Origin of the sequence: Actibacterium sp. EMB200-NS6, from assembly GCF_001305615.1 — a bacterium.
Classification (GTDB): Bacteria; Pseudomonadota; Alphaproteobacteria; order Rhodobacterales; family Rhodobacteraceae; genus Actibacterium_A; species Actibacterium_A naphthalenivorans.
In genome coordinates, this window is the sequence record NZ_CP010869.1 from 3,432,989 (window position 1) to 3,453,865 (window position 20,877).

21 protein-coding genes and 1 tRNA gene are annotated in these 20,877 nt (G+C 66.5%); 7 read left to right on the forward strand and 15 right to left on the reverse strand.

Going from position 1 to position 20,877, the window contains the following annotated elements; all coding sequences use genetic code 11:
• Nucleotides 1–3: 3 nt before the first annotated feature.
• Complete coding sequence (locus TQ29_RS16680; RefSeq protein ID WP_054540094.1) at nucleotides 4–867, reverse strand: N-formylglutamate amidohydrolase; 864 nt, start codon at nucleotides 865–867, stop codon at nucleotides 4–6.
• A gap of 148 nt (nucleotides 868–1,015) precedes the next feature.
• On the opposite strand from TQ29_RS16680, the gene TQ29_RS16685 reads away from it, so the two are divergent.
• The 3 genes from TQ29_RS16685 (at nucleotide 1,016) to TQ29_RS16695 (ending at nucleotide 3,302) form a co-directional block, all read left to right on the forward strand.
• Nucleotides 1,016–1,090: transfer RNA gene (locus TQ29_RS16685), tRNA-Val, on the forward strand.
• Nucleotides 1,091–1,159: 69 nt separating this feature from the next.
• Nucleotides 1,160–1,285, forward strand: coding sequence for a type B 50S ribosomal protein L36 (ykgO, locus tag TQ29_RS16690; RefSeq protein WP_037210500.1), 126 nt, complete (start codon nucleotides 1,160–1,162; stop codon nucleotides 1,283–1,285).
• A gap of 178 nt (nucleotides 1,286–1,463) precedes the next feature.
• On the forward strand, nucleotides 1,464–3,302 hold the full coding sequence (locus TQ29_RS16695) for an alpha/beta hydrolase (RefSeq protein WP_054540095.1): 1,839 nt from the start codon (nucleotides 1,464–1,466) through the stop codon (nucleotides 3,300–3,302).
• Between the two features lie 108 nt (nucleotides 3,303–3,410).
• Here TQ29_RS16695 and TQ29_RS16700 read toward each other — a convergent pair whose 3' ends face one another.
• The 10 genes from TQ29_RS16700 to TQ29_RS16745 form a co-directional block, all read right to left on the reverse strand.
• Nucleotides 3,411–3,803 carry a DUF3775 domain-containing protein gene (locus TQ29_RS16700; protein WP_037210502.1) on the reverse strand — a complete coding sequence of 131 codons (393 nt, stop codon included), beginning with the start codon at nucleotides 3,801–3,803 and terminating at the stop codon, nucleotides 3,411–3,413.
• An 89-nt stretch (nucleotides 3,804–3,892) separates the two neighbouring features.
• Nucleotides 3,893–5,062, reverse strand: a complete 1,170-nt coding sequence (locus TQ29_RS16705; protein WP_054540096.1) for a DNA recombination protein RmuC — start codon at nucleotides 5,060–5,062, stop codon at nucleotides 3,893–3,895.
• A complete protein-coding gene (mutL, locus tag TQ29_RS16710) occupies nucleotides 5,059–6,879 on the reverse strand; it encodes a DNA mismatch repair endonuclease MutL (protein WP_054540097.1) in 1,821 nt (606 codons plus the stop codon). Before mutL ends, TQ29_RS16705 begins: the two co-directional genes overlap by 4 nt.
• Nucleotides 6,880–7,016: 137 nt before the next feature.
• Nucleotides 7,017–8,330, reverse strand: a complete 1,314-nt coding sequence (locus TQ29_RS16715) for a pitrilysin family protein (RefSeq protein ID WP_173585971.1) — start codon at nucleotides 8,328–8,330, stop codon at nucleotides 7,017–7,019.
• The gene (locus TQ29_RS16720) at nucleotides 8,327–9,670 is read right to left on the reverse strand and encodes a pitrilysin family protein (protein WP_054540098.1); all 1,344 of its coding nucleotides are present in this window, start codon (nucleotides 9,668–9,670) and stop codon (nucleotides 8,327–8,329) included. The genes TQ29_RS16715 and TQ29_RS16720 overlap by 4 nt, the downstream gene beginning before the upstream one ends.
• An 82-nt stretch (nucleotides 9,671–9,752) precedes the next feature.
• Nucleotides 9,753–10,289: a DUF3035 domain-containing protein gene (locus TQ29_RS16725; RefSeq protein WP_054540099.1), complete on the reverse strand. Its 537-nt coding sequence runs from the start codon at nucleotides 10,287–10,289 to the stop codon at nucleotides 9,753–9,755.
• 53 nt (nucleotides 10,290–10,342) lie between these two features.
• A complete protein-coding gene (lspA, locus tag TQ29_RS16730; protein WP_054540100.1) occupies nucleotides 10,343–10,813 on the reverse strand; it encodes a signal peptidase II in 471 nt (156 codons plus the stop codon).
• Between the two features lie 5 nt (nucleotides 10,814–10,818).
• Nucleotides 10,819–12,408, reverse strand: coding sequence for a bifunctional phosphoribosylaminoimidazolecarboxamide formyltransferase/IMP cyclohydrolase (gene purH, locus TQ29_RS16735; RefSeq protein ID WP_054540101.1), 1,590 nt, complete (start codon nucleotides 12,406–12,408; stop codon nucleotides 10,819–10,821).
• 23 nt (nucleotides 12,409–12,431) lie between these two features.
• Nucleotides 12,432–14,192: a heparinase II/III family protein gene (locus TQ29_RS16740; RefSeq protein ID WP_054540102.1), complete on the reverse strand. Its 1,761-nt coding sequence runs from the start codon at nucleotides 14,190–14,192 to the stop codon at nucleotides 12,432–12,434.
• Nucleotides 14,193–14,326: 134 nt separating this feature from the next.
• Nucleotides 14,327–15,607, reverse strand: a complete 1,281-nt coding sequence (locus TQ29_RS16745) for an RsmB/NOP family class I SAM-dependent RNA methyltransferase (RefSeq protein WP_054540103.1) — start codon at nucleotides 15,605–15,607, stop codon at nucleotides 14,327–14,329.
• Between the two features lie 78 nt (nucleotides 15,608–15,685).
• Between TQ29_RS16745 and TQ29_RS16750 the strand changes: the two genes are divergently transcribed.
• Entirely contained in the window at nucleotides 15,686–15,865 is a 180-nt protein-coding gene (locus TQ29_RS16750) for a DUF1674 domain-containing protein (protein WP_037209998.1), read from the forward strand.
• A 12-nt stretch (nucleotides 15,866–15,877) separates the two neighbouring features.
• Here TQ29_RS16750 and dapB read toward each other — a convergent pair whose 3' ends face one another.
• Nucleotides 15,878–16,687, reverse strand: a complete 810-nt coding sequence (gene dapB, locus TQ29_RS16755; protein WP_054540104.1) for a 4-hydroxy-tetrahydrodipicolinate reductase — start codon at nucleotides 16,685–16,687, stop codon at nucleotides 15,878–15,880.
• Nucleotides 16,688–16,786: 99 nt separating this feature from the next.
• On the opposite strand from dapB, the gene rbfA reads away from it, so the two are divergent.
• The 3 genes from rbfA to truB are packed head-to-tail and all read left to right on the forward strand — an operon-like array spanning nucleotide 16,787 to nucleotide 18,903.
• Nucleotides 16,787–17,200, forward strand: coding sequence for a 30S ribosome-binding factor RbfA (gene rbfA, locus TQ29_RS16760; protein WP_037210008.1), 414 nt, complete (start codon nucleotides 16,787–16,789; stop codon nucleotides 17,198–17,200).
• Nucleotides 17,187–17,930, forward strand: a complete 744-nt coding sequence (locus tag TQ29_RS16765; RefSeq protein ID WP_054540105.1) for a phosphodiester glycosidase family protein — start codon at nucleotides 17,187–17,189, stop codon at nucleotides 17,928–17,930. Before rbfA ends, TQ29_RS16765 begins: the two co-directional genes overlap by 14 nt.
• Nucleotides 17,931–17,985: 55 nt before the next feature.
• Nucleotides 17,986–18,903, forward strand: a complete 918-nt coding sequence (truB, locus tag TQ29_RS16770; RefSeq protein WP_054540106.1) for a tRNA pseudouridine(55) synthase TruB — start codon at nucleotides 17,986–17,988, stop codon at nucleotides 18,901–18,903.
• Nucleotides 18,904–18,913: 10 nt separating this feature from the next.
• Here truB and TQ29_RS16775 read toward each other — a convergent pair whose 3' ends face one another.
• From TQ29_RS16775 to TQ29_RS16785, 3 genes are read right to left on the reverse strand one after another with little or no spacing between them, the layout of a single operon-like run.
• Entirely contained in the window at nucleotides 18,914–19,618 is a 705-nt protein-coding gene (locus TQ29_RS16775) for a hypothetical protein (protein WP_054540107.1), read from the reverse strand.
• A complete protein-coding gene (locus tag TQ29_RS16780) occupies nucleotides 19,608–19,850 on the reverse strand; it encodes a lipoyl domain-containing protein (protein WP_054540108.1) in 243 nt (80 codons plus the stop codon). Before TQ29_RS16780 ends, TQ29_RS16775 begins: the two co-directional genes overlap by 11 nt.
• A 1-nt stretch (nucleotide 19,851) precedes the next feature.
• The gene (locus TQ29_RS16785) at nucleotides 19,852–20,871 is read right to left on the reverse strand and encodes an alpha-ketoacid dehydrogenase subunit beta (RefSeq protein WP_037209988.1); all 1,020 of its coding nucleotides are present in this window, start codon (nucleotides 20,869–20,871) and stop codon (nucleotides 19,852–19,854) included.
• Nucleotides 20,872–20,877 lie beyond the last annotated feature (6 nt).

The following is a 20,877-nucleotide window of genomic DNA, read 5'->3' on the forward strand; positions in this document are numbered from 1 at the left end:
CGCCTATTCGGCGGCCATCGGCAATTCGTCGCCCCGGCCGATGTCGGCGATCTCGGCCATGACACCGGCCAGCAGCCTCCGGAAACCGTGAAAATTACCGTTGGGCCGGATCATCTGTTCATTCATGTAAAGCGACCGGTCAATCTCGATCTGCACGGCGTGCTGCCCGCGCGAAGGCAGGCCATAGTGCTGCGTGATGTAGGCCCCGGCGAAAGGCGCATTGCGGCCCACCTTCAGCCCCGCGCTCACAAAGGCCGCTTCGATTCGTTCGATGATGTCGCGATGCGCCGCCGCGCCGAAACGATCGCCCAGAACAACCTCGGGGCGCGGATGGCCGATGCGGGTGATGCTGTCGATCGCCTCATGCGGCATCGAATGACAGTCGATCAGAATCGCCTCGCCAAACGCAGCATGGCTTTCATCCAGCAGCGCCTGCAGCCGCGCATGATAAGGGTGCCAGTGCGTATCCAGCCGCGCGCGGGCCTCGTGCAGCGAGATCTTGCCGGACTGAATCGCCCGGCCGTTGGCCACGACGCGGGGAATCACCCCCAGGCCAGAGCTGATGCGCGGGTTATGCGCCGTCTTGCGCACCCCTTCGATCAACGCCGGGTCCAGTTCGTCGGCGCTGCGGTTCAGATCGACATAGGCGCGCGGCACCGTTGCCGCCAGCAACGGCGCCCCGAGCGTGGGTGCATCCGCGAAAAGCAGATCGACAAAGGCATCCTCGGACGAGCGCACGGCCATCTCGTCAAGCACCGACTTTCGCAGAAAAGCCCAAGGGTAATCCCGCCCGCTGTGCGGCGAGGAAAACACGACGCTGGTCGTGCGGGTCCCTGGCAGCAAGAGTTTGAACGGCGGTTTCGGCATTTACGCTCCCTCTTCCCCATCTGTATAACGACATTTACGAAGTTGCCAAAAGCCCTTGAACCATTTTCCGACTCCTTTTATAGACCTGCGAACCGACGCGGCCCCTCCGCGTCCTATTTGTTTGGGACAGGCGGGATCGGGCGGTCATGGGCGGTTAGCTCAGCGGTAGAGCACTACGTTGACATCGTAGTGGCCACTGGTTCGATCCCAGTACCGCCCACCATGAATTCTCTGCCGTTCAGGCAGCAATGTAACCTAGGCGCACGCCGCGCCGCGATTGAGGAGAAGACCCATGAAGGTCAGGAACTCGCTCCGCTCGCTGAAGCAGCGTCACCGCGACTGCCGCATCGTGCGCCGCAAGGGCCGCGTCTATGTGATTAACAAGACGCAGCCCCGCTTCAAAGCCCGTCAGGGCTGAGCAAGCAGAAAAGCTGAAAAAAGGCCGTCCCGTATCCCGGGGCGGCCTTTTTTCTGTTCAACGTGCGGCAAAGGCCCCCACAATTTGCGCCATCTCAAGGTGGGGGCTTCGAAAATCTGACATATCTATCGTGTCATAGTATGAAACCCGCAACGTTCAGCGATGCCATGAGGGCCTGATGACTGCTCCCAAATCCTCGGAAACCGCGCAAACGCCCACGACCAGGGCCGGCACGCCCAATGTTCCCGCCATTATCGAGCCTGCTTCCGCCCCGCCCAACGGGCACCGGTCGCATCAACATTCCTATGAAACGCTCGACCGGGCCAGCCGGGCGCTCACGGCGCGGCTGACCAATGGCGTTTCCCCCAATGCGGCGGGCGCGGCCTTCAGCGATTTCATGCTGCACCTGTCACGCGCACCGGGCCGTCAGATTGAACTGGCCGAGCGCGCTCAACAGAATTTGATCAAGCTTTTCCTGCACGCAACCGGCCTGACCAGCACCATCGAGAACAGGCCGCCTTTCGAACCGAAGCCCGGCGATCGCCGGTTCGACCATGAAGGCTGGCAAAAACCGCCCTTCAGCCTGTTCAAGCAATATTTCCTGGCCTCGCAGGATTGGTGGGATACGGCCACCGAAGAGGTGCGCGGCACCCGCCGCCGGAGCACAGACCGCGTCGGGTTCATAACCCGGCAGATGCTCGACGTGATGTCGCCGTCAAACTCGCCCTTCCTGAATCCGGAAATCCTGGCGAAGACGATGGAGACAGGGGGCATGAACCTCTATGAAGGCTCCCGCCATTTCGCCGATGACATCATGCGCCAGTTCACCCACACCCGGGCGGAACCGTCCGCCGAATATGAGGTCGGGCGGAACCTGGCCTGCACGCCGGGACAGGTGATCTATCGCAACGAGCTGTGCGAGCTGATCCAGTACAGCCCGCAGACGGACAAGGTGCAGGCGGAGCCGATCCTGATCGTGCCGGCCTGGATCATGAAATACTATATCCTCGATCTCAGCCCCGAAAATTCGCTGATCCGCTATCTTGTCAGCCAGGGCTTTACGGTTTTCACCATTTCCTGGCACAACCCCTCTGCCGACGAGCGTGATCTTTCGCTCGACGATTATCGCAGGCTGGGCGTGATGGCCGCCCTCGACGCGATTTCAAAGATCTTCCCGGGCACCAAGATCCATGCCTGCGGCTATTGCCTCGGCGGCACGATCCTGTCGATCGCGGCGGCCACGATGGCGCGCGACAATGATGATCGGCTCGCCTCTGTCACGCTTCTTGCCGCGCAGACCGATTTCACCGAGGCCGGCGAGCTGATGCTGTTTCTCGACGAAAGCCAGCTGGCCTTTCTGGAAGACATGATGTGGGATCAGGGCTATCTGGATCAGGAACAGATGGCGGGCGCCTTCCGCGCCCTGCGGGCCGAAGACCTGATCTGGACCCGCGCGGTGCGCCGGTACCTGCTGGGCCAGGACGAAGAAGAGTTCGACATTTCCGTCTGGAATTCCGATTCCACCCGGATGCCCTACCGGATGCATTCGGAATATCTGCGCGGGCTGTTCCTCGAAAACCGCCTGACCTCGGGCCGGTTCGCTGTGGAAGGCCGGGTAATCGCGCTGAAAGACATCAACGCGCCCTTCTTCATCATCGGCACAGAGATGGATCACATCGCCCCCTGGCGCTCGGTCTACAAAACCACGCTGTTCACCGACAGCGAATTGACCTTCGTGCTGACGAAAGGCGGCCACAACGGCGGCATTCTCAGCGAGCCCGGCCACCGGGGGCGGCATTACCGCATCGGCCACCGGACCCCCGAAAAGCTGTACCTCGACCCCGATACCTGGGCCGAGCGGCATCCCCCCAAGGAAGGTTCCTGGTGGGTCGAATGGGGCAACTGGCTGCGTGAAAAGAGCAGCCCCGAGATGGTGGCGCCTCCCGCAATGGGCGCCCCGGACGAAGGGCTTTCGCCGCTGGTCGCGGCGCCGGGCACCTATATCTTTCAGTCCTAACGCAGCCCCGGCAGGCAAGCCAGGGCGCCAGTAAAAAGGCCGGTCGAAAGACCGGCCTTGATGCATCTGGCTGTGGGCGGGCCCGTTACGGCGCGCGGCGCCCGCGGATCAGTAAAGATCCTCTTCCAGATCGGTCACGTCATAGTTCAGCGCCTCGAGCCCGCTTTCCAGATAGTCCGACAGTAGCGGCACCCCGAGAAGGTAATCGGCGGTCGGCGTATCGGCCTCGTCGCGGGCGGTCTGGATTGCCTCTTCCAGATCATCGGCACCAAACGTATCCCGGCCGATCCACATCACGGCAACCAGGCTCGCCTGCTCATCCGCGTTGAGGCCGTTGATAAAGGCCCGCAGCTCTTTCTCCGTCGCATCGCCGGCGCGCGCTTCGAGAATCGTATCCGCATCGGCCACATCGCCGGGGCTGTCCCAGCGCCCGACCTTGGCATCGATTTCGCGGGCACGCACGATCACATGGGCCACTTTGTTGGGGCTAATTTCAAGCATCCGAGTCCCCTCCTTCCGAGTTGACGGCAAGTGTCCTTCGTCTTGCCGTGATGCACAAGGGGGAACCGGCGCGATCGGCCCGCCGCCGCCTAATCGCGCTGCGGCAAGGGCACCACGCGGGCGTCTTCTTCGGGGGCCAGTTCCTCGAAATCGAAATTGTCCAGCTTGGCGGCCCGTTTACCCGCGCGCTCGGCCGCGGTGCCGATCCCTTCCAGATCGCCGCGGGCCTGCGCGAAATGGGTATTCAGCTTGCCTACACGCTCCACCACGATCTCGACATCCCGGTGCAGCATTTTCAGCGTCTTGCGGATCGCGCCGGCCTGTTCGCGCATCCGTGCATCCTTCAGGATCGCGCGCATCGTGTGCAGCGTGGCCATGCAGGTGGTGGGCGACACGATCCAGACCCGCGCATCGAACCCCTCGCGCACCAGTTCGGGGAAGTTCGAATGCAGCTCGGCATACACCGCCTCGGACGGCAGGAACATCAGCGCGCCATCGGCGGTCTCACCCTCGATGATATAACGCTCGGAGATCGCCTTTATGTGCCCCTTGACCGATGCCCGCAAAAGCTTGGCGGCCTCGTTCAGCTCCCACTTGGTATCGGCGCGGCGCAGCGCCTCGTAAGCCTCGAGCGGGAACTTGCTGTCCACCACGATGGGGCCCGGCGGGTTCGGCAGGTGGATCAGGCAATCCGCCCGCTTGCCGTTCGAAAGCGTCGCCTGAAGCGTATAGCTGTCTTTCGGCAGGGCCTTGCTGACGATATCGTTCAGCTGGATCTCCCCGAATGCGCCGCGGGTCTGCTTGTTCGACAGAATGTCCTGCAGCGACAAGACATCCCCCGACAGTTTCTCGATATTCGCCTGCGCCTTGTCGATCGTCTCCAGCCGCTGCTGCAGATCACCCAGGGATCGCGCGGTGCGGGTTGCCGTGCCCTGCAGGTTCTCGCCCATCGCCCGGCTGACCTCGGCCAGGCGCTGCTCCATCAGATGCAGCATATTGGTCTGGCTGGCCGCCTGCGCCTCCGACACATGGGTCAGCCCGCCGGCAAGCTGCTGCTGCCCGTCCGACAGCATCTGCACATGGCGGCCCAGCTGATCCATCTGATAGATCAGCGGCGCGCTCATCTGCGCCGAACGCCCGGCCCGGCGCACCGCCATCACCAGAAGGATCAGCACCAGCAACAGCACCGCCGCCCCGGCCAAGGCGGCCAGAACAGGCGGATCAGTCAGAACATAGGTCGTATCGCCGATCTGGATCATGTGCGCCCGAACAGCCTTTCGATATCGCTCAGCTTCAGCTCCACATAGGTGGGCCGCCCATGGTTGCACTGCCCCGAATGCGGCGTGGCCTCCATCTCGCGCAGCAGCGCGTTCATCTCTTCGCCGCGCATCCGGCGCCCCGAGCGGATCGAGCCGTGACAGGCCATCCGGCTCAGAATCGCCTCCATCCGCGCCTTCACCATCTGGCTGTCGCCCAGATCATCCAGCTCGTCCAGAATGTCGCGCAGCATGGCCTGCGCATTCACCTCGCCCAGAATCGCGGGCGTCTCGCGCACCGCTACGGCGCCGCCGCCGAACGGCTCGATCACCAGCCCAATCCGCGCCAGATCCCCGGCAACCTCCAGCAACCGCGCGCAATCGCCCTCGGACAACTCGACGATCTCGGGGATCAGCAGCGCCTGCGCCGCCACGCCGTTCTCGGCCATCTGCCGCTTCAGCTTTTCATACACCAGCCGCTCATGCGCGGCGTGCTGGTCCACGATCACGATGCCATCCGATGTCTGGGCGATGACATAGTTTTCATGCACCTGCGCCCGCGCCGCTCCCAGCGGCAGATCCGCCGGTTCCACGAGTGGCTCCTCCACGCGCGCCGATGGTACGGCCGCCTCGGCAAAACCCGGCGCCTGCGCGGCATGGCTCGCCGCCAGCACCCCAGGCGAAGGCCGGTCCATCTGATAAACCCGCGCCGGCCCGGCAGGTTCGGCCCGCATCGCCCCCAGAACCGCCCCTGCCACGGTGCTCGAGGCCCTGTGCCCCGCCCCGGCCAGCGCATGGCGCAGGGCCGAAACGATCAGCCCCCGCGCAACGCCGGGCTCCCGGAACCGCACCTCGGCCTTGGCCGGATGCACATTCACATCCACCAGATGCGGGTCACAGTCCAGAAACAGCGCCGCGGCCGGATGCCGATCCCGGCTCAGGAAATCCGCATAGGCCCCGCGCAACGCGCCCACCAGCAGCTTGTCGCGCACCGGCCGGCCGTTGACGAACAGATACTGCGCCACCGCAGAGCCGCGCGAATAGGTCGGCAACGCGGCATAGCCGGTCAGATGCAGCCCCTCGCGCCCGGCGTCGATCCGCAGCGCATTCTCGGCAAACTCCGCCCCCATCACCCGCGCCAGGCGCCCGTGCAGCGCGTCGAACATATCGCCGGTCTCGGCGTCGGCGCGAAACGTCACCCGTCCCTCGCCCCCGCCCGACATGTCGCGCAGGGTAAAGCTGACAAACGGCTCGGCCATCGCCAGCCGCTTCACCACCTCGGAAATCGCCTGCATCTCGGCCCGGTCCGAACGCAGAAACTTCAGCCGCGCCGGCGTCGCGAAAAACAGATCCCGCAACTCCACCACGGTGCCCTGGTTCAGGGCCGCGGGCTTCACCGCGCCCATCTGCCCGCCGGCCACCAAAATCTCCGCGGCTTCCGCCCCCGCGCGCGACGTGATCTTCAGCCGCCCCACGGCCCCGAGCGACGGCAGCGCCTCGCCCCGGAACCCGAAACTGTGAATGTTCAAAAGATCAGATCCGTCGATCTTCGATGTCGCATGGCGCGACAGGGCCAGCGGCAGATCCGCCGCCGCGATCCCGTGCCCGTCATCCGCCACCCGGATCAGCGTCTTGCCGCCAGCCGCAACCGCCACATCCACCCGCCGCGCCCCGGCATCCAGCGCGTTCTCCACCAGCTCCTTCACCGCAGAGGCCGGCCGCTCCACCACCTCGCCTGCGGCGATCCGGTTGATTGCAGCCTCATCCAGCTGCCGGATTGCCGGCCGCTCAACGCCTATGTTGGGGTTATACGAATTCATACCACAAGCCATAGCATGGCCCGGCCCGATTCGCCCATGTCCGTTTCACACCGGAAACCCGTCGCCCGCATCTTTCATCTTTCCGGAAATATCCTCGGGGGTCCGGGGGCAGACAGCCCCCGGCCACAACCACAGGCTCAGTTCGTCGTCTCGAGGCCCACCGGCTGCCCCACCACCACGAAATGCAGCGCATCGGCATCCAGAAGCCGCGCCGCCACCCGCCGGATATCGCTCAGCGTCACCGCGTTGATCTTGTCGTTGCGGGTGGCGATGTAATCCACGCCCTGACCCTGCATCTGCATGCCCACCATGATGTTGGCGATCGGCCCGTTCCCGTCGAACCGCAGCGGATAGGCGCCGGTCAGATAGGTCTTCACCGCGTCCAGCTCGGCCTGGGTGATGCCCTCCTGCGCGACACTGGCCCATTCGGCCCGGATCACATCGATCGCCTCGGCCACACGGTTGTTGGCCGAGGCCACCTGCCCCAGCATCAGCGCGGCATGGTCCATCGGGTAGAGATAGGAATACACCCCATAGGTCAGCCCGCGCTTTTCGCGCACCTCTTCCATCAGGCGCGAGCTGAACCCGCCAGAGCCCAGCACCCCGTTCAGCACATAGGCGGCAAAGAAATCCGGGTCGTCCCGGTCGATCCCCTCATGCCCGAACACGGCAACCGATTGCGGCGTGTCGAAAGGCACCACCGTCACCCCGCCCGAAAGCCGGTATTCGGCCTTGCCGGGCATCGGCGCGCCGCGCTCCGGCAGCCCGGCCAGCAGATCGTCCAGCAACACGCCAAGCTCCTGCGCGGTGATGTCGCCCACCGCGCTGACGAACAGCCGGTCGCGCGTCATGACACGCGATTTCGCCTCGATCACATCGGCGCGGGTCAACGCGGTCACATCCTCCTCGCGCCCATTCACCGGCGTGCCATAGGGATGATCGCCGAAGGCCAGTTCGTTGAATGTGTGAGAGGCGATCTTGTCGGGATCCTTGGCATCCGAACGGATCGCTGAAACGACCTGCGCGCGCACACGCTCCACCGCGTCTTGGTCAAACCGCGGCTCGGTCAGCGCAAGGCGCAGAAGATCGACCGCCGCCGCCCTGTTTTCGGTCAGGAACTGCGCCGAAACCGACAGCGCATCGTTGTAGACGTCGAACTCAAAGCTCGCGGCCAGCGCGTCGCGGGCGGTGGCAAAGGCCCGCGCGTCCATCTCGCCCGCGCCCTCTTCCAGAAGACCGGTCATCAGATTGATCGCCCCGCGCTTGCCCGGCGCGTCCAGGCTGGCGCCGCCCTGAAACCGGATTTCCAGCGCCACGAACGGAATTTCGTGGCTTTCGACCAGCCAGGCGTCGATGCCGCCCGGGGATGTCACTTCCTGAATATCAACAGCCGCCCGAACCGGCAGCGCGGCCACGAGGGCCAGAATACAGGCGCATGCAAAGCGGATCATTGGGTCACCTCCGGAACATCTTCGCGCATCAGCCATCCGGTCACCGCCTTCTTGCGATCAAGCACCGCATGCGCGGCCGCCATCACATCCTCGGGCGTCACCTGATCCAGCACATCGGGCCAGTCCTGCACGTCCTGCACCGTCAGGCCCGAGGCCAGTGCCTCGCCATACATCCGGGCCAGCCCCTCGACATCGTCCTTGGCATAGATGTTCGACGCGCGAAGCTGCATCTTCAGGCTCGCGAACATCTCGGGATCGACGCCGGTTTGGAGAAACTCGGCGAGAACCCCGTCCATCGCATCTTCGGCCTGCTGCAGGCCGACCCCCTCGGCGGGCACCACGATCAGCCCGAAGGTCGTGTCATCCAGCGAGGTTCCGCTGTAAAAGGCCGAGGCATAGACAGCCGTCCGGGTCTCGAATTGCAGCTTCTGGCCCAGCAGCGATGTCGCGCCATCGCCGCCCAGCAGGTTGGCCAGATAGACCAGCGCCGCCGCCTCGTCCTGGTCGCCCGCATCGCGTTCGGGCGCCAGATAGCTGCGGATCACATAGGGCTGCGCCACGCGCGGATCGGCAAAGGCGATTCGCCGTTCGGCCAGTTGCGGCGGCTCCTGCGGGCGGGCGCGGGCGGCCCGCGCGCCGCTGGGGGCCAGCGGCCCGTAACGCTCCTGCGCCAGCGCGCGCACCGCGTCGGGCGTTACATCGCCGGCCACCACCAGAATGGCGTTGTCGGGCGTGTAGTTGGCCTTGTAGAAATCCAGCGCGTCCTGGCGCGACAGCGTCTCCATCTCGGCCCGCCAGCCGATGATCGGAATGCCGTAGGGGTGGTTCAGATATTGCGCCGCGCTGCGCTGTTCGCCGAACAGGGCGCTGGCGCTGTTTTCGGTGCGCTGGTTGCGCTCTTCCAGAATCACGTCGCGCTCTGTCAGCACGTCGGCCTCGCTGAGGGTCAGGTTGACCATCCGGTCCGCCTCCAGCGCCATCATCAGATCCAGCCGGTCGGCCGCGACGCGCTGAAAATACGCGGTGTAGTCATAGGATGTGAACGCGTTGTCGGAGCCGCCGTTGGCCTCGACGATTTCAGACACGGCCTTGCCCGGATAGGCGTCGGTCCCCTTGAACATCAGATGCTCGGTGAAATGGGCGATGCCCGACCGGCCCGGCGGCTCATCCGCCGCGCCGACCTTGTACCACACCATGTGAACCACGACCGGCGCGCGGTGATCCTCGATCACCACGACATCCATGCCGTTGTCGAGGGCAAAGCTCGTTACCTCGTCGGCATGCGCGGGCGCGGCCAGAAGGGAAAGGGTGAACAGCAAAAGGCCGGGCAGGCGAGGCATGGCAAACTCCGATCAACGATATATCCAAGCTACGCCGATGCGCCGCCGGTTCAAGACCGGCAAACGCGGATGTGAGAGGCGCCTATTGGTCGGCCAGTGGCGGCGGCGCGCCAACCGTGCGCACACCCGCCCGCCGCCAGCGGGAAAGCTCGGCATCCTGGTCGATCGCCTGGGGGCGGTAGACCTTGAAATAACGCGTCGTGCCGACCAGCCGCTCCAGCAGGCGGCCCCTGTGCGCGCTGCGAAACTCCAGATCCTCGGCTGCCAGCGTCTGGCGGATGCTGCCATCCATGCCGAACCGCGTGGTCTGCGCCACCAGCGCCGCCTCGCGCCCGGGAACTTCAGCGCCCGACAGCCGCGCCGGATTGCCGCCAAGCGCCAGAACCGCATCGGCGATCGGCGTCGGATCCACCCGGTTGGCCCCGCCCGGCGTGGGCGGCGGCAGCGCGGCAAGGTCTTGCGGAACCTCCAGCGGCTTGTTCGGCAGGATCGCAAATTCATCGGGCGTGGAGCTGGAGGAACGGATTTCCATCAGGCTCGGCTCCTTGCCGCCGGAACAGCCCGACAGGGCCACAACCGTGGCCAGAGGGATTGCTGCGAAAACGCGCATGGCACGCATGAAGGCCTCCTTCTCCGGTCTTCGGGTTTGTTTAGCGCAAGGCCGCGGGCGCGTCACGGGGTCTTCTTCGCGTCGGCGAAAAGCACCAGCCCGAGCGCCCCGGCGAAGATCGCGATATCGGCGATGTTGAACGAATAGGGATTGTCGAAGCCGCAGCAGGACATGTTCAGGAAATCCGCCACCGCGCCGTAAAGTACACGGTCCACCACATTGCCCAGCGCGCCCCCCACAAGGCACCCCGCCGCGATCTGTGCCACCGGTGCCAGCGCGGCGCGTGCGGCCCAGCGGATCACCCAGCCCGAGATCACCAGCGCGACCGCCACCAGCACCCAGCGCATGATTTCCGCGCTGTTGGAAAGCAGGCCGAAATTGACCCCCTGATTCCACGCCATGCGAAAGTTCAGATAGGGCGGCCAGACATCGACTGACAGCCGCTCGCGCAGGTTCAGCCCGAACACCACAAGGTATTTCGTGGCCTGATCGGCCACGAAAACCAGAAGCGCGGTAAGGGCAAGAAGGCGCATCCCGATCAGTGCCGGAAATGGCGCATGCCGGTAAAGACCATGGCCAGCCCGGCCTCGTCCGCCGCCGCGATCACCTCTTCATCCCGCACCGATCCGCCGGGCTGGACAACCGCCGTGGCGCCCGCCTCGGCCGCCGTCAGCAAACCGTCGGAGAAGGGGAAGAACGCATCCGACGCCACGACCGAGCCCTGGGTCAGCGGCGCGGCCAGGCCCAGCGCCTCGGCCATGTCCTGGGCCTTGCGGGCGGCGATGCGGGTACTGTCGACCCGGCTCATCTGCCCGGCGCCGACGCCGACGGTGGCGCCATCCTTCACATAGACGATGGCGTTGGATTTCACATGCTTGGCCACGGTCCAGGCAAACAGCAGATCCGCGATCTCCTGCTCGGTGGGCGCGCGTTTGGTCACCACCTTCAGATCGGCGGCGCCGATCGCGCCATTGTCCTTGTCCTGCACCAGAAAGCCGCCCGACACCTGCCTGAACGCCAGCGACGCCACGGACGGATCGGGCAGGCCATCGGTGGTCAGCAGGCGCAGGTTCTTCTTCTTGGCAAAGATCTCGCGCGCGGCCTCGTCGGCGCCGGGGGCGATGACGACCTCGGTGAAGATGTTGGAAATCTCCGCCGCCGTCGCGCCGTCCAGCGGCTGGTTCAGCGCGATGATCCCGCCGAAGGCCGAGGTACGGTCACAATCGAAAGCGCGGCCATAGGCCTCGGCCAGCGTCGCGCCGCGCGCCACACCGCAGGGGTTGGCATGTTTGATGATCGCACAGGCGGGGCCGGAGCCCGCCCCGAATTCCGCCACCAGCTCGAACGCAGCGTCGGTGTCGTTGATGTTGTTGTAAGACAGTTCCTTGCCCTGCCACTGCTTCGCGGTGGCGACACCGGGCCGGGCTGACCCGTCGGTATAGAACGCGGCCTTCTGATGCGGGTTCTCGCCATAGCGCAGGCTCTGGGCCAGCGTCCCGGCAAAGGCCCGGCGGCGCGGGGTCGTCTCGCCGATCGCGGCCGCCATCCAGGTGGAAACGGCCGCGTCATAGGCCGCCGTGCGCGCATAGGCCGCCTGCGCCAGACGCTGGCGGAAGGCAAGCGTGGTGCGGTCGTCATTCGCGTCCAGCTCGGCCAGCAGCGCGTGATAGTCCGCCACATCCACCACCACGTTGACAAAGGCGTGGTTCTTGGCCGCCGCGCGGATCATCGCCGGGCCGCCGATATCGATATTCTCGATGCAGTCGTCATAGGCCGCGCCCTTGGCCACGGTTTCCTCGAACGGATAAAGGTTGACCACCAGCAGGTCGATCGGCGCGATGCCGTGCGCCTCCATCGCGGCCAGATGCTCCTGATCATCGCGCAGGGCCAGCAACCCGCCATGCACCGCCGGGTGCAGCGTCTTGACCCGCCCGTCCATCATTTCGGGAAAGCCGGTCACATCGGCCACGTCACGCACGCTCAGCCCCGCCTCGCGCAGCGCCTTCGCCGTTCCGCCTGTAGACAACAGCTTCACCCCGCGGGCATCAAGCGCGCGCGCGAAATCAAGCAGCCCTGTCTTGTCGGAAACGGAAATCAGCGCGCGGCGAATGGGCACGAGGTCGGTCATCTGCAAAGGGTTCCTTGGTCAGTTCACTCAGACAGCGGGCCATCGTCATCCTGAACCAGGTCCCGCACGCCCTGCGGTGTATCCTGCGCCTTGGCGAGCGTCCAGTTGATCTGCGTCGCCGTGTCCAGCACACGCGAAGAAAGAAGGATCTGGCGGGTCGCGCGCGGCTTCAGCCGGCCTTTTTCAAGATAGACGCTCGGCTCCACCCGCAATTCCGCGTGCCCATCGTGGCGAAACACCCAGATCTCGCCGCTTTTGAGCGCGAGCGATACCGCCGCCCCGCCCATGTCGATCGCCGCATCCACATCCGGGTGCAGATGAAACCGCAGCGCATAGGCGATCCCCTGCAGCTTTGCCCGGTCCATCGCCTTGTCGAACGTCTTGCGATGCGCGTCCGAAAACACCCCCAGCGTATCTTCGCCGCCAAGCTGCCGGCCGTCGGCCGACAGTTCCAGCCGACGCGCATGGGTCAGGCCGTGGCTGCGGACATAGCCGTCATGCCAGGCCACCAGGCTGATCCCGTCGGGCCCGCTGTGCCGTTCCAGCCCGACCTCGCGCGGGCCATCCACCAGAACCTCGGTCATGCGCCGGCCCAGCCCCGCCCTGGCCTTCAGCCGGGCCGAGGAGCATCCTTCGATCGCCAGCGTGGAATGGGATTGCGTCGCCCGCCCCGCGCGCCGCCATTCGGCTCCGAAAGACGCGCCCGACCCGCAACTGACCACCAGCGGCCTGCGCCCCGAGGTCAGCTCCATCGCCAGGGTCGAGGCATGGGCGTTCACCGATGCGGATTCGGCCGGCGGCGGGCCGGCGTCGACGATCACGCTGGTGCGCCCCGCCGACAGCCGCGCATAGCCCATCGCCCGGCCGGCGGCGGCCACGGCCCGCACCCCGGCCGCGGCAAGCGCCTGATCCAGCCGCCCCTCGGCACCGCGCCCACCGCCGTGAAACCGCGCCAGCCCGCCATCGGCATGGCGCAGCGCGCGCAGCGTGGGCGCGATGCGCTCGATCGCTTCGAACTGGTCCTTCGGCGTCATCATGCCCGCGCCCGACAGGGCCGAGGCGGCCCATGTCAGCAATGTGAACACCTCCAGCAGCTCTTCGGGGTTGCGGGTGGGAATGCCGCCTTCGGCGTCGATCTGTTCCCGGCATTCGCGCGCCAATGCCTTTGCGGCGGGGGCAACGTGCCGCTCCATCCCTTCCAGCGCCAGCCCGGCATAGATCAGCCCCGTCAGCGCCTCAAAGCGCGGCAGGCCGGGCGCGGCGGTCTTCCAGCGCCGGCTCAGGAATATGGTCTGCTGCGCGAGCGAGCGGAAATAAGCGTCGGACCCGACCTTTTTCTGCCCGTTCAGCAGGAACAGCGCGTGGTTGATCCAGCGGATCAGCCGCCGCCCCGTCAGATCGGGCGACCAGCCGGCGCCGCGCCCGCGCCCGTGCCTTGCGATCCAGTCCGCCGTCCAGCCCTGCGCGCGGATCCGGGCGGGGCCATCACCGACCGCGGCCAGATCATCGAGCCATGCGAAACCGTGCAGCTCTTCCTCGAACGCGGGCGAGGGCATCGGCAGATCCCAGATCGAGCGGCCCGGCGCCTCCACCAGATAGCCGGCGAACAGGAAGTTGCCGCCGATCAGCTGCCGCCCCTTGGCGAAAGACCCGATCGTGCGCGGCTCCGGCTGCGAGGTAAAGGCCGCCGCCGGCTTCGCCATCGTGGCGATCCGCGCGTGAATGCCGTTCATCCAACGGCAATGCCGGGCTTGCCAGCTTTCGGGGTGCGAAACGCCTGCCATCGTGTCGGGTACTGCTCTGTCGGGCGGCTGAACCTGCTCTTGGCGGAACAATACATTTCGGACGCCGACCTGTCACCGACGAAAAGCCTTCGCGGCCGGCATGGGCCCGAAAAACCGCCCACGGCCGCGCCGGATCAGGCCGCCTTGTGCAAAGCCGCCATGTAAAAGCCATCCAGCCCGCCGCGATCGGACCACATATCGGGGCGCAGGCGCAGCCCGCCCCGCGCCTCGCGCCAGCCGGCTTCGATCCAGGGCGCGGCGGGCTTTTCCACCCGCAGCCCCGGATGGCGCCCAAGCGCCGCGGCAAGCTGATCCTCGCCCTCTTCGGGCAGCAGCGAGCAGGTGCAGAACACCAGCCGCCCGCCCGGTTTCAGCAGTGCGACCGCCCGGTCGATCATCTGCGCCTGAAGCGCGAACAGCGGCTTGATGTCCTTGCCGGTGCGCGTGAACGGCAGGTCGGGGTGGCGGCGGATCGTGCCGGTCGCGGAACAGGGCGCATCGAGCAGCACCGCATCGAACGGCGCATCGGGCTGCCATTCCAGCGCGTCGGCCACCACGATCTTCGCCTCCAGTTCCGTCCGGGCGAGGTTCTCCTCCAGCCGCGCGAGCCGCTGCGCGGAGATATCCAGCGCCGTCACCGTGGCCCCGGCGGCGGCCATCTGCATCGTCTTGCCGCCCGGCGCGGCGCAAAGATCCAGCACCCGTTCGCCCGGCCGCGCGTTCAACAGCTTTGCCGGAAGCGCGGCGGCGGCATCCTGCACCCACCACGCGCCCTCGCCATAGCCTGGCAGCGCCGACACCTGCACCGGCCCTGTCAGCCGGACACTGCCCGTGGGCAGCAGCGCCCCGCCAACCGTGGCGGCCAGCGCGGCGCCATCGCCATCCCTCGGCGTCAGATCCAGCGGTGCGCCCCTGGCATGCGCCGCCTCCATCGCCGTGACGACGGCCCGGCCATAGCTGCTTTCCAGCCGCCCGCGCAGCCAGCCCGGCATGCGCTGCGGCGGCAGCGCAGCCCAGTCTTCGGGTGCCGTCTCGGCCACCTTGCGCAACACCGCATTGGCAAGCCCGGCCATGTGCCGCGTCTTCTGGCCGCGCCGCAGGTTCGCCACGGCCGCATTCACCGCGCCATAGGCGGCGGCGCCGTCTTCCATCATCTCGACGGTGGCAAGCCGCAGCACGTTCAGCACCGCAGGCGGTGGCGGTTTGCGCAGCAGCGGCTTGAGCAGGGCATCGGCCCGCCCCATGTGCCGCAGCACCGAAAGCGCCAGCCGCTGCGCCCGCGCCCGTTCGGCCGGTTCCAGATCGGCAAGCGGGCCATCCTCGCCCGAAATTTCCGCCATCTGCCGATGCTCTTCCAGCACCAGGGTCAGCAGCAGCACCGCCGTTCCCCGCGCCTTGTCGAAACCTTCCGCCATCCGGTGCCCTTCTCTGCGCTTGCCGCCGATCCGCCCGCAGGTATATCAACGCAAGGAAGCCCACAAGGAGGCGCCGCGATGCCCGACGACACGAAAAAAGACCTGCCCCCCGAGGCGATCCGCGCTTTGGCCGAGGCCGAGGAACGCCGCAAGACCGCCGCCGCACAGACGCTGCCCAAAGAGCTTGGCGGCCGCGACGGCCCCGAACCGGTGCGCTATGGCGACTGGGAAAAGAAGGGCCTGGCGATAGATTTCTGACCCGGCGCCGGGTCAGAAGCCCAGCACATCCGCCATGCTGTATTCACCCGGATGCCGGCCCTGACCCCAGAGCGCGGCCTTCAGCGCCCCACGCGCGAAGATGCGCCGGTCTGTGGCCACGTGGCGCAGGATCACCCGCTCGCCCTCGCCCGCGAACAGCACGTCATGCTCGCCCACGATATCGCCGCCCCGGACTGCGGAATAGCCGATCGTGCCCGGCGCGCGCGCACCGGTGATGCCGTCGCGCCCGCGCACGGCCATTGCCGCGTGATCCACGCCGCGCCCCTCGGCGGCGGCCTCGCCCAGCATCAGCGCGGTGCCCGACGGCGCATCGACCTTGTGGCGGTGATGCGCCTCGATCACCTCGATGTCGAAATCCTCGTCCAGCGCGGCGGCGACCTTCCTGGTGATCTCGACAAGAAGGTTGACCCCGAGGCTCATGTTCCCGGCCCGCACCACAATCGCGTGGCGGGCGGCGGCGGCGATCTTTTTCAGATCGCCCGCCGTCAGCCCGGTGGTGCCGATCACATGCACCGCGCGGGCCTGCGCGGCCAGCATGGCCACCTCCACCGTCGCGGCGGGTGTGGTAAAGTCGATCACCGCCTGCGCCTGCGCCATTGCCGACAGCAGATCGTCGGTGACGGCAACCCCCGTCTCCGGTTCGCCCACCAGCGCGCCCGCGTCGCGCCCGATCCATTCGTTGCCCGCGCGCTCCACCGCGCCGACCAGCCGCGCCGCGTCGCTTTCCAGCACGGTGCGGATCAGCATCCGCCCCATCCGGCCCGACGCGCCGGTCACCACAATCCCCGGCCGATCCGTCATCGCATTCTCCTTCGCAAACTTCGGCCCGGTTTAGACCAGCCGCCCGGAGTTGGCAAAGCCTGCCTTGCACGAGGCGCCGGCATCGCCTAGATGCTCTGCATGGCAAAGAACAGGTTCGATACCGGCCCCGGGCCGTCGCAACGCCAGCTTCGCGTGGGCGAACTGGTACGCCGCACATTATCCGATGTGCTGGCGCGCGGTGACATTCACGACCCCGAGCTGAACCGCATGTCGATCACCGTGGGCGAGGTGCGCACCTCGCCCGATCTGCGCATCGCCACCGCCTATGTGCTGCCGTTGGGCGGGCACGGGGCAGAGGATGCGCTTGCCGCGCTGCGCCGCAACCGGCACGAATTGCGGCGGGCGGTGTCCAAGGCGGTGACGCTGAAGTTTTCGCCCGAGATCCGCTTTGCCATCGACGAGACATTCGACCGGATGGATGAAACGCGCCGCCTGTTCTCGCAGGAAAGCGTGCGCCGCGATCTGCAAGAGGATGACGATGAAGAGGCTTAGGCGCCTCTTTGCCGCTCTTCCGTTTGTGTTCCTTCCGGCCCTGGCCAACGCCACCTGCGCGCCGATGGACCATGACGGAACTCCCTATACCGTATGCGCCGTCAACCCGGCGCGCGAAGAGTTGCGCCTGTTCCGGCTGGACCCGGAGGGGCGCGTTCTGGGCAATTTCGGGCGCATCGAAAACATGCTGAACGCCGGCGGCGAGACGCTGACCTTTGCGATGAACGCGGGCATGTATCACCCCGACCGCTCGCCGGTGGGGCTTTACATCGAGGATGGCGAGCAGCAGCGCGGCGCCGTCGCCTCGGCCGGGCCGGGCAATTTCGGGCTTTTGCCCAACGGGTTGCTGTGCCTCACGCAGGGCCGCGCGCGGGTGATCGAGACCCGCCGCTATCTGGCCGATCAGACGGAATGCGACCATGCCACCCAATCGGGGCCGATGCTGGTGACAGGCGGCGCGCTGCACCCGCGGTTCCTGATCGACAGCACATCGCGCTATATCCGCAACGGGGTTGGCATTGCCCCTGACGGCACTGCCTATTTCGCCATCTCCGAACGGCCGGTCACCTTCCATGAATTCGGGCGGCTGTTTCGAGATGCGCTGGGCACACCCGAGGCGCTGTTCCTGGATGGCAATATCTCGCGCCTCTATGCGCCGGAGCTGGGGCGCAACGACGGCGGTTTCCCGCTGGGGCCGATCGTGGGCACCGTCGCGCCACTGCCCCGTTGACGCGGGCCCCGCGCTTGGGTAGCACGCGCACCTTACTTCGCACGGGAGGCAGAACATGGGCCGCAGCCGCAAGGGACGCGACATTTCAGGATGGCTGGTGGTCGACAAGCCTGCCGGGATCACCTCCAGCGCGGTGGTGAACAAGGTCCGCTGGGCGTTCGGCGCCAAAAAGGCCGGCCACGCCGGCACGCTGGACCCCGACGCGACGGGTGTTCTGGCCATCGCCCTAGGCGAGGCGACAAAGACCGTGCCCTATATCACCGACGCGCTGAAGGCCTATCGCTTTACCGTGCGGCTGGGTCAGGCCACCAACACCGATGATGCCGAGGGCGAGGTGATCGCCGAAAGCAGCGACCGCCCCACCGATGAAGAAATCCGCGCCGCCCTGCCCCGCTTTACCGGCGACATCATGCAGGTTCCGCCGAAATTCTCGGCCGTGAAGATCGACGGCGAGCGCGCCTATAAACTGGCCCGCGACGACGAGGAATTCGAGATCGCCGCCCGCCCGCTCTATGTGGACAGTCTTGAAATGGTGGCGCGGCCCGATGCCGATCACGTGACGCTGGAGATGGTCTGCGGCAAGGGCGGCTATGTGCGCGCCATCGCCCGCGATCTGGGGCAGGTTCTGGGCTGCCATGGCCATGTGCGCGATCTGCGGCGCCTGTGGTCGGGCCCGTTCGACGCCGAAGACGGGGTGACGCTGGAACGGATCGAAGAGCTGGCGAAAACCCCTGCGCTGGATGATCTTTTGTTGCCGCTGGAGGAAGGGCTGGCCGATCTGCCCGAACTGCGCTGCACCCCCGAAGGGGCGGCGAAGCTGCGCAACGGCAACCCCGGCATGGTTCTGACCTCGGATGTCGAATATGGCGACGAAGCCTGGGCCTCGTTGAATGGCGAGGCCGTGGCCGTGGGCATCTACCGGGCCGGAGTGCTGCACCCGAGCCGCGTGTTCAACCGCCCGCCCGCGACCTGACCGGCGCGCGTTACCGCGGCGCCGGGCCCGGTTCCAGCGCGGCCAGCACCTCGGCCACCGGCACGTCGCGCGCCAGGGTACCGCTCAGCGAACCGATGGCGCCGGCGTCACAACGCAGGGGGCTTTGCGCGGTGCTGTAAAACAGGTTGACGGCATCGGCCAGAACCTCTGGATCTTCGTTCAGAATGAGCGAGGCGCCGGTGGTCGCGGTTCTGACCCCGGCGCGGCTGCGCCATGTCTGCGCCATCCCTGCGATCTTGCGGCCCGCGACCGCGATGTCGTAGCGGCCCGGGCAGAACGCCGTCTCGCAGGTGCCGACCTGCGCCGAAAGGCCGAACCGGCCCAGCAGCCTTTCGATCAGCGCAACCATCTCGGCATAGGCCGCTTCGATGGTCAGCCCCCCCGCGACCGGGCGGCTTATGGCAAACTGCAACGTGCCGGGCGATACCGGGCACAGCCCCCCGCCCGCGCGACGAACCGCGACAGGCCATCCCGCCGCGGCACAGGCCCGCGCCGCGTCACCGAACCCCGCAAGGCGGGAATCGGACGGCGCCGCGAGCAACCCGCGGGGCGACTGCCAGACCAGCAGCGAAGGCTGATCCGGCGTAAAGGGGCTGGTGTCAAAACCGTCCTGCCGCCGAAGCGCTTCCTCTGCCGAGGCAAAGCGCTTCAGCTGCCGCGCGTATGTGGCGGGCGCCGCCGTGTCAGGCGGCATCCACCGTTCCGATCGCCACACCGGGGCGCACCACGCCGTCCTTGGGAATCACGCGGTGCAGAACTCCGGCCTCCGGGGCCTCGATATCGAAGGTCGATTTCTCGACCATGATCTCGGCCACCACATCGCCCTTGGCAACCGCCGCGCCCTCGCCGAAGAACCAGTTGGCGACGATGCCCTCGGGGTTGAGGTCTGTATCCCAAAGACCGGCGGGTATCAGAATGTCGGCCATGTCACGCGGCCTTGCCAAGGCTTTCGCGCGCGGCGGCGGCAATCTTGTCGGCGCTGGGCAGAACGAACTGTTCCATCGGCCGGCTATAGGGGATCGGCACATCCGGCACGGCCAGACGGCGCGGCGCGGATTTCAGGCAGGCCGGATCACGCTCGGCCACGGTGGCGATGATCTCGCCGCTCAGCCCGAAGCTCTTGTAATCCTCGTCCACCACGATCAGCCGGCCGGTCTTGGCGACCGATTTCAGGATCGTGTCGCGATCCAGCGGCACGACGGTCCGCAGGTCGATCACCTCGGCCTCGATCCCGTCTTTCGCCAGCGCATCCGCCGCGTCGAGCGCCTTGTGCACCATCATCGACAGGGTCACGATGGTCACATCCTTGCCTTCGCGCACCACCTTGGCCTGACCAAAGGGGATGGCGTAATCCTCTTCCGGCACGACCGTCGCCGCGGCATCGGGCGAGGCCATCCAGGCAAGGCCCTGCAACCCCTTGTGGAACATGAACATCACCGGGCTGTCGTCACGGATCGCGGTTTTCATCAGCCCCTTGGCGTCATAGGCGTTCGACGGCGCCACGACCTTGAGCCCCGGCAGATGGGCGAACATGCCGTGCAGCGTTTGCGAATGCTGGCCCGCGTCGGAATACCCGCCGCCGGTGGCCGTCATGATCACCATGGGCACCTTGAAGTTGCCGCCAGAGAAATAGGTGTTCTTGGCCGCCAGGTTATAGATGGCATCCATGCAGACGCCGAAGAAATCGACGAACATCAGCTCGACGATCGGGCGCATGCCGGACATGGCCGCGCCAACGCCCGCGCCGATGAACCCGGTTTCCGAAATCGGCGTGTCGCGCACGCGTGCTTCACCGAACTCGTCAAGCAGGCCGGTTGTGGCCCCGAAGATGCCGCCATAGGTGCCGACATCCTCGCCCATCACGAAAACGGACGGATCGGCGCGCATTTCCTGGGCGATGGCTTCGGAAATGGCGCGCGACATGGGAAGAATACGATTGCTGGTCATGATCTG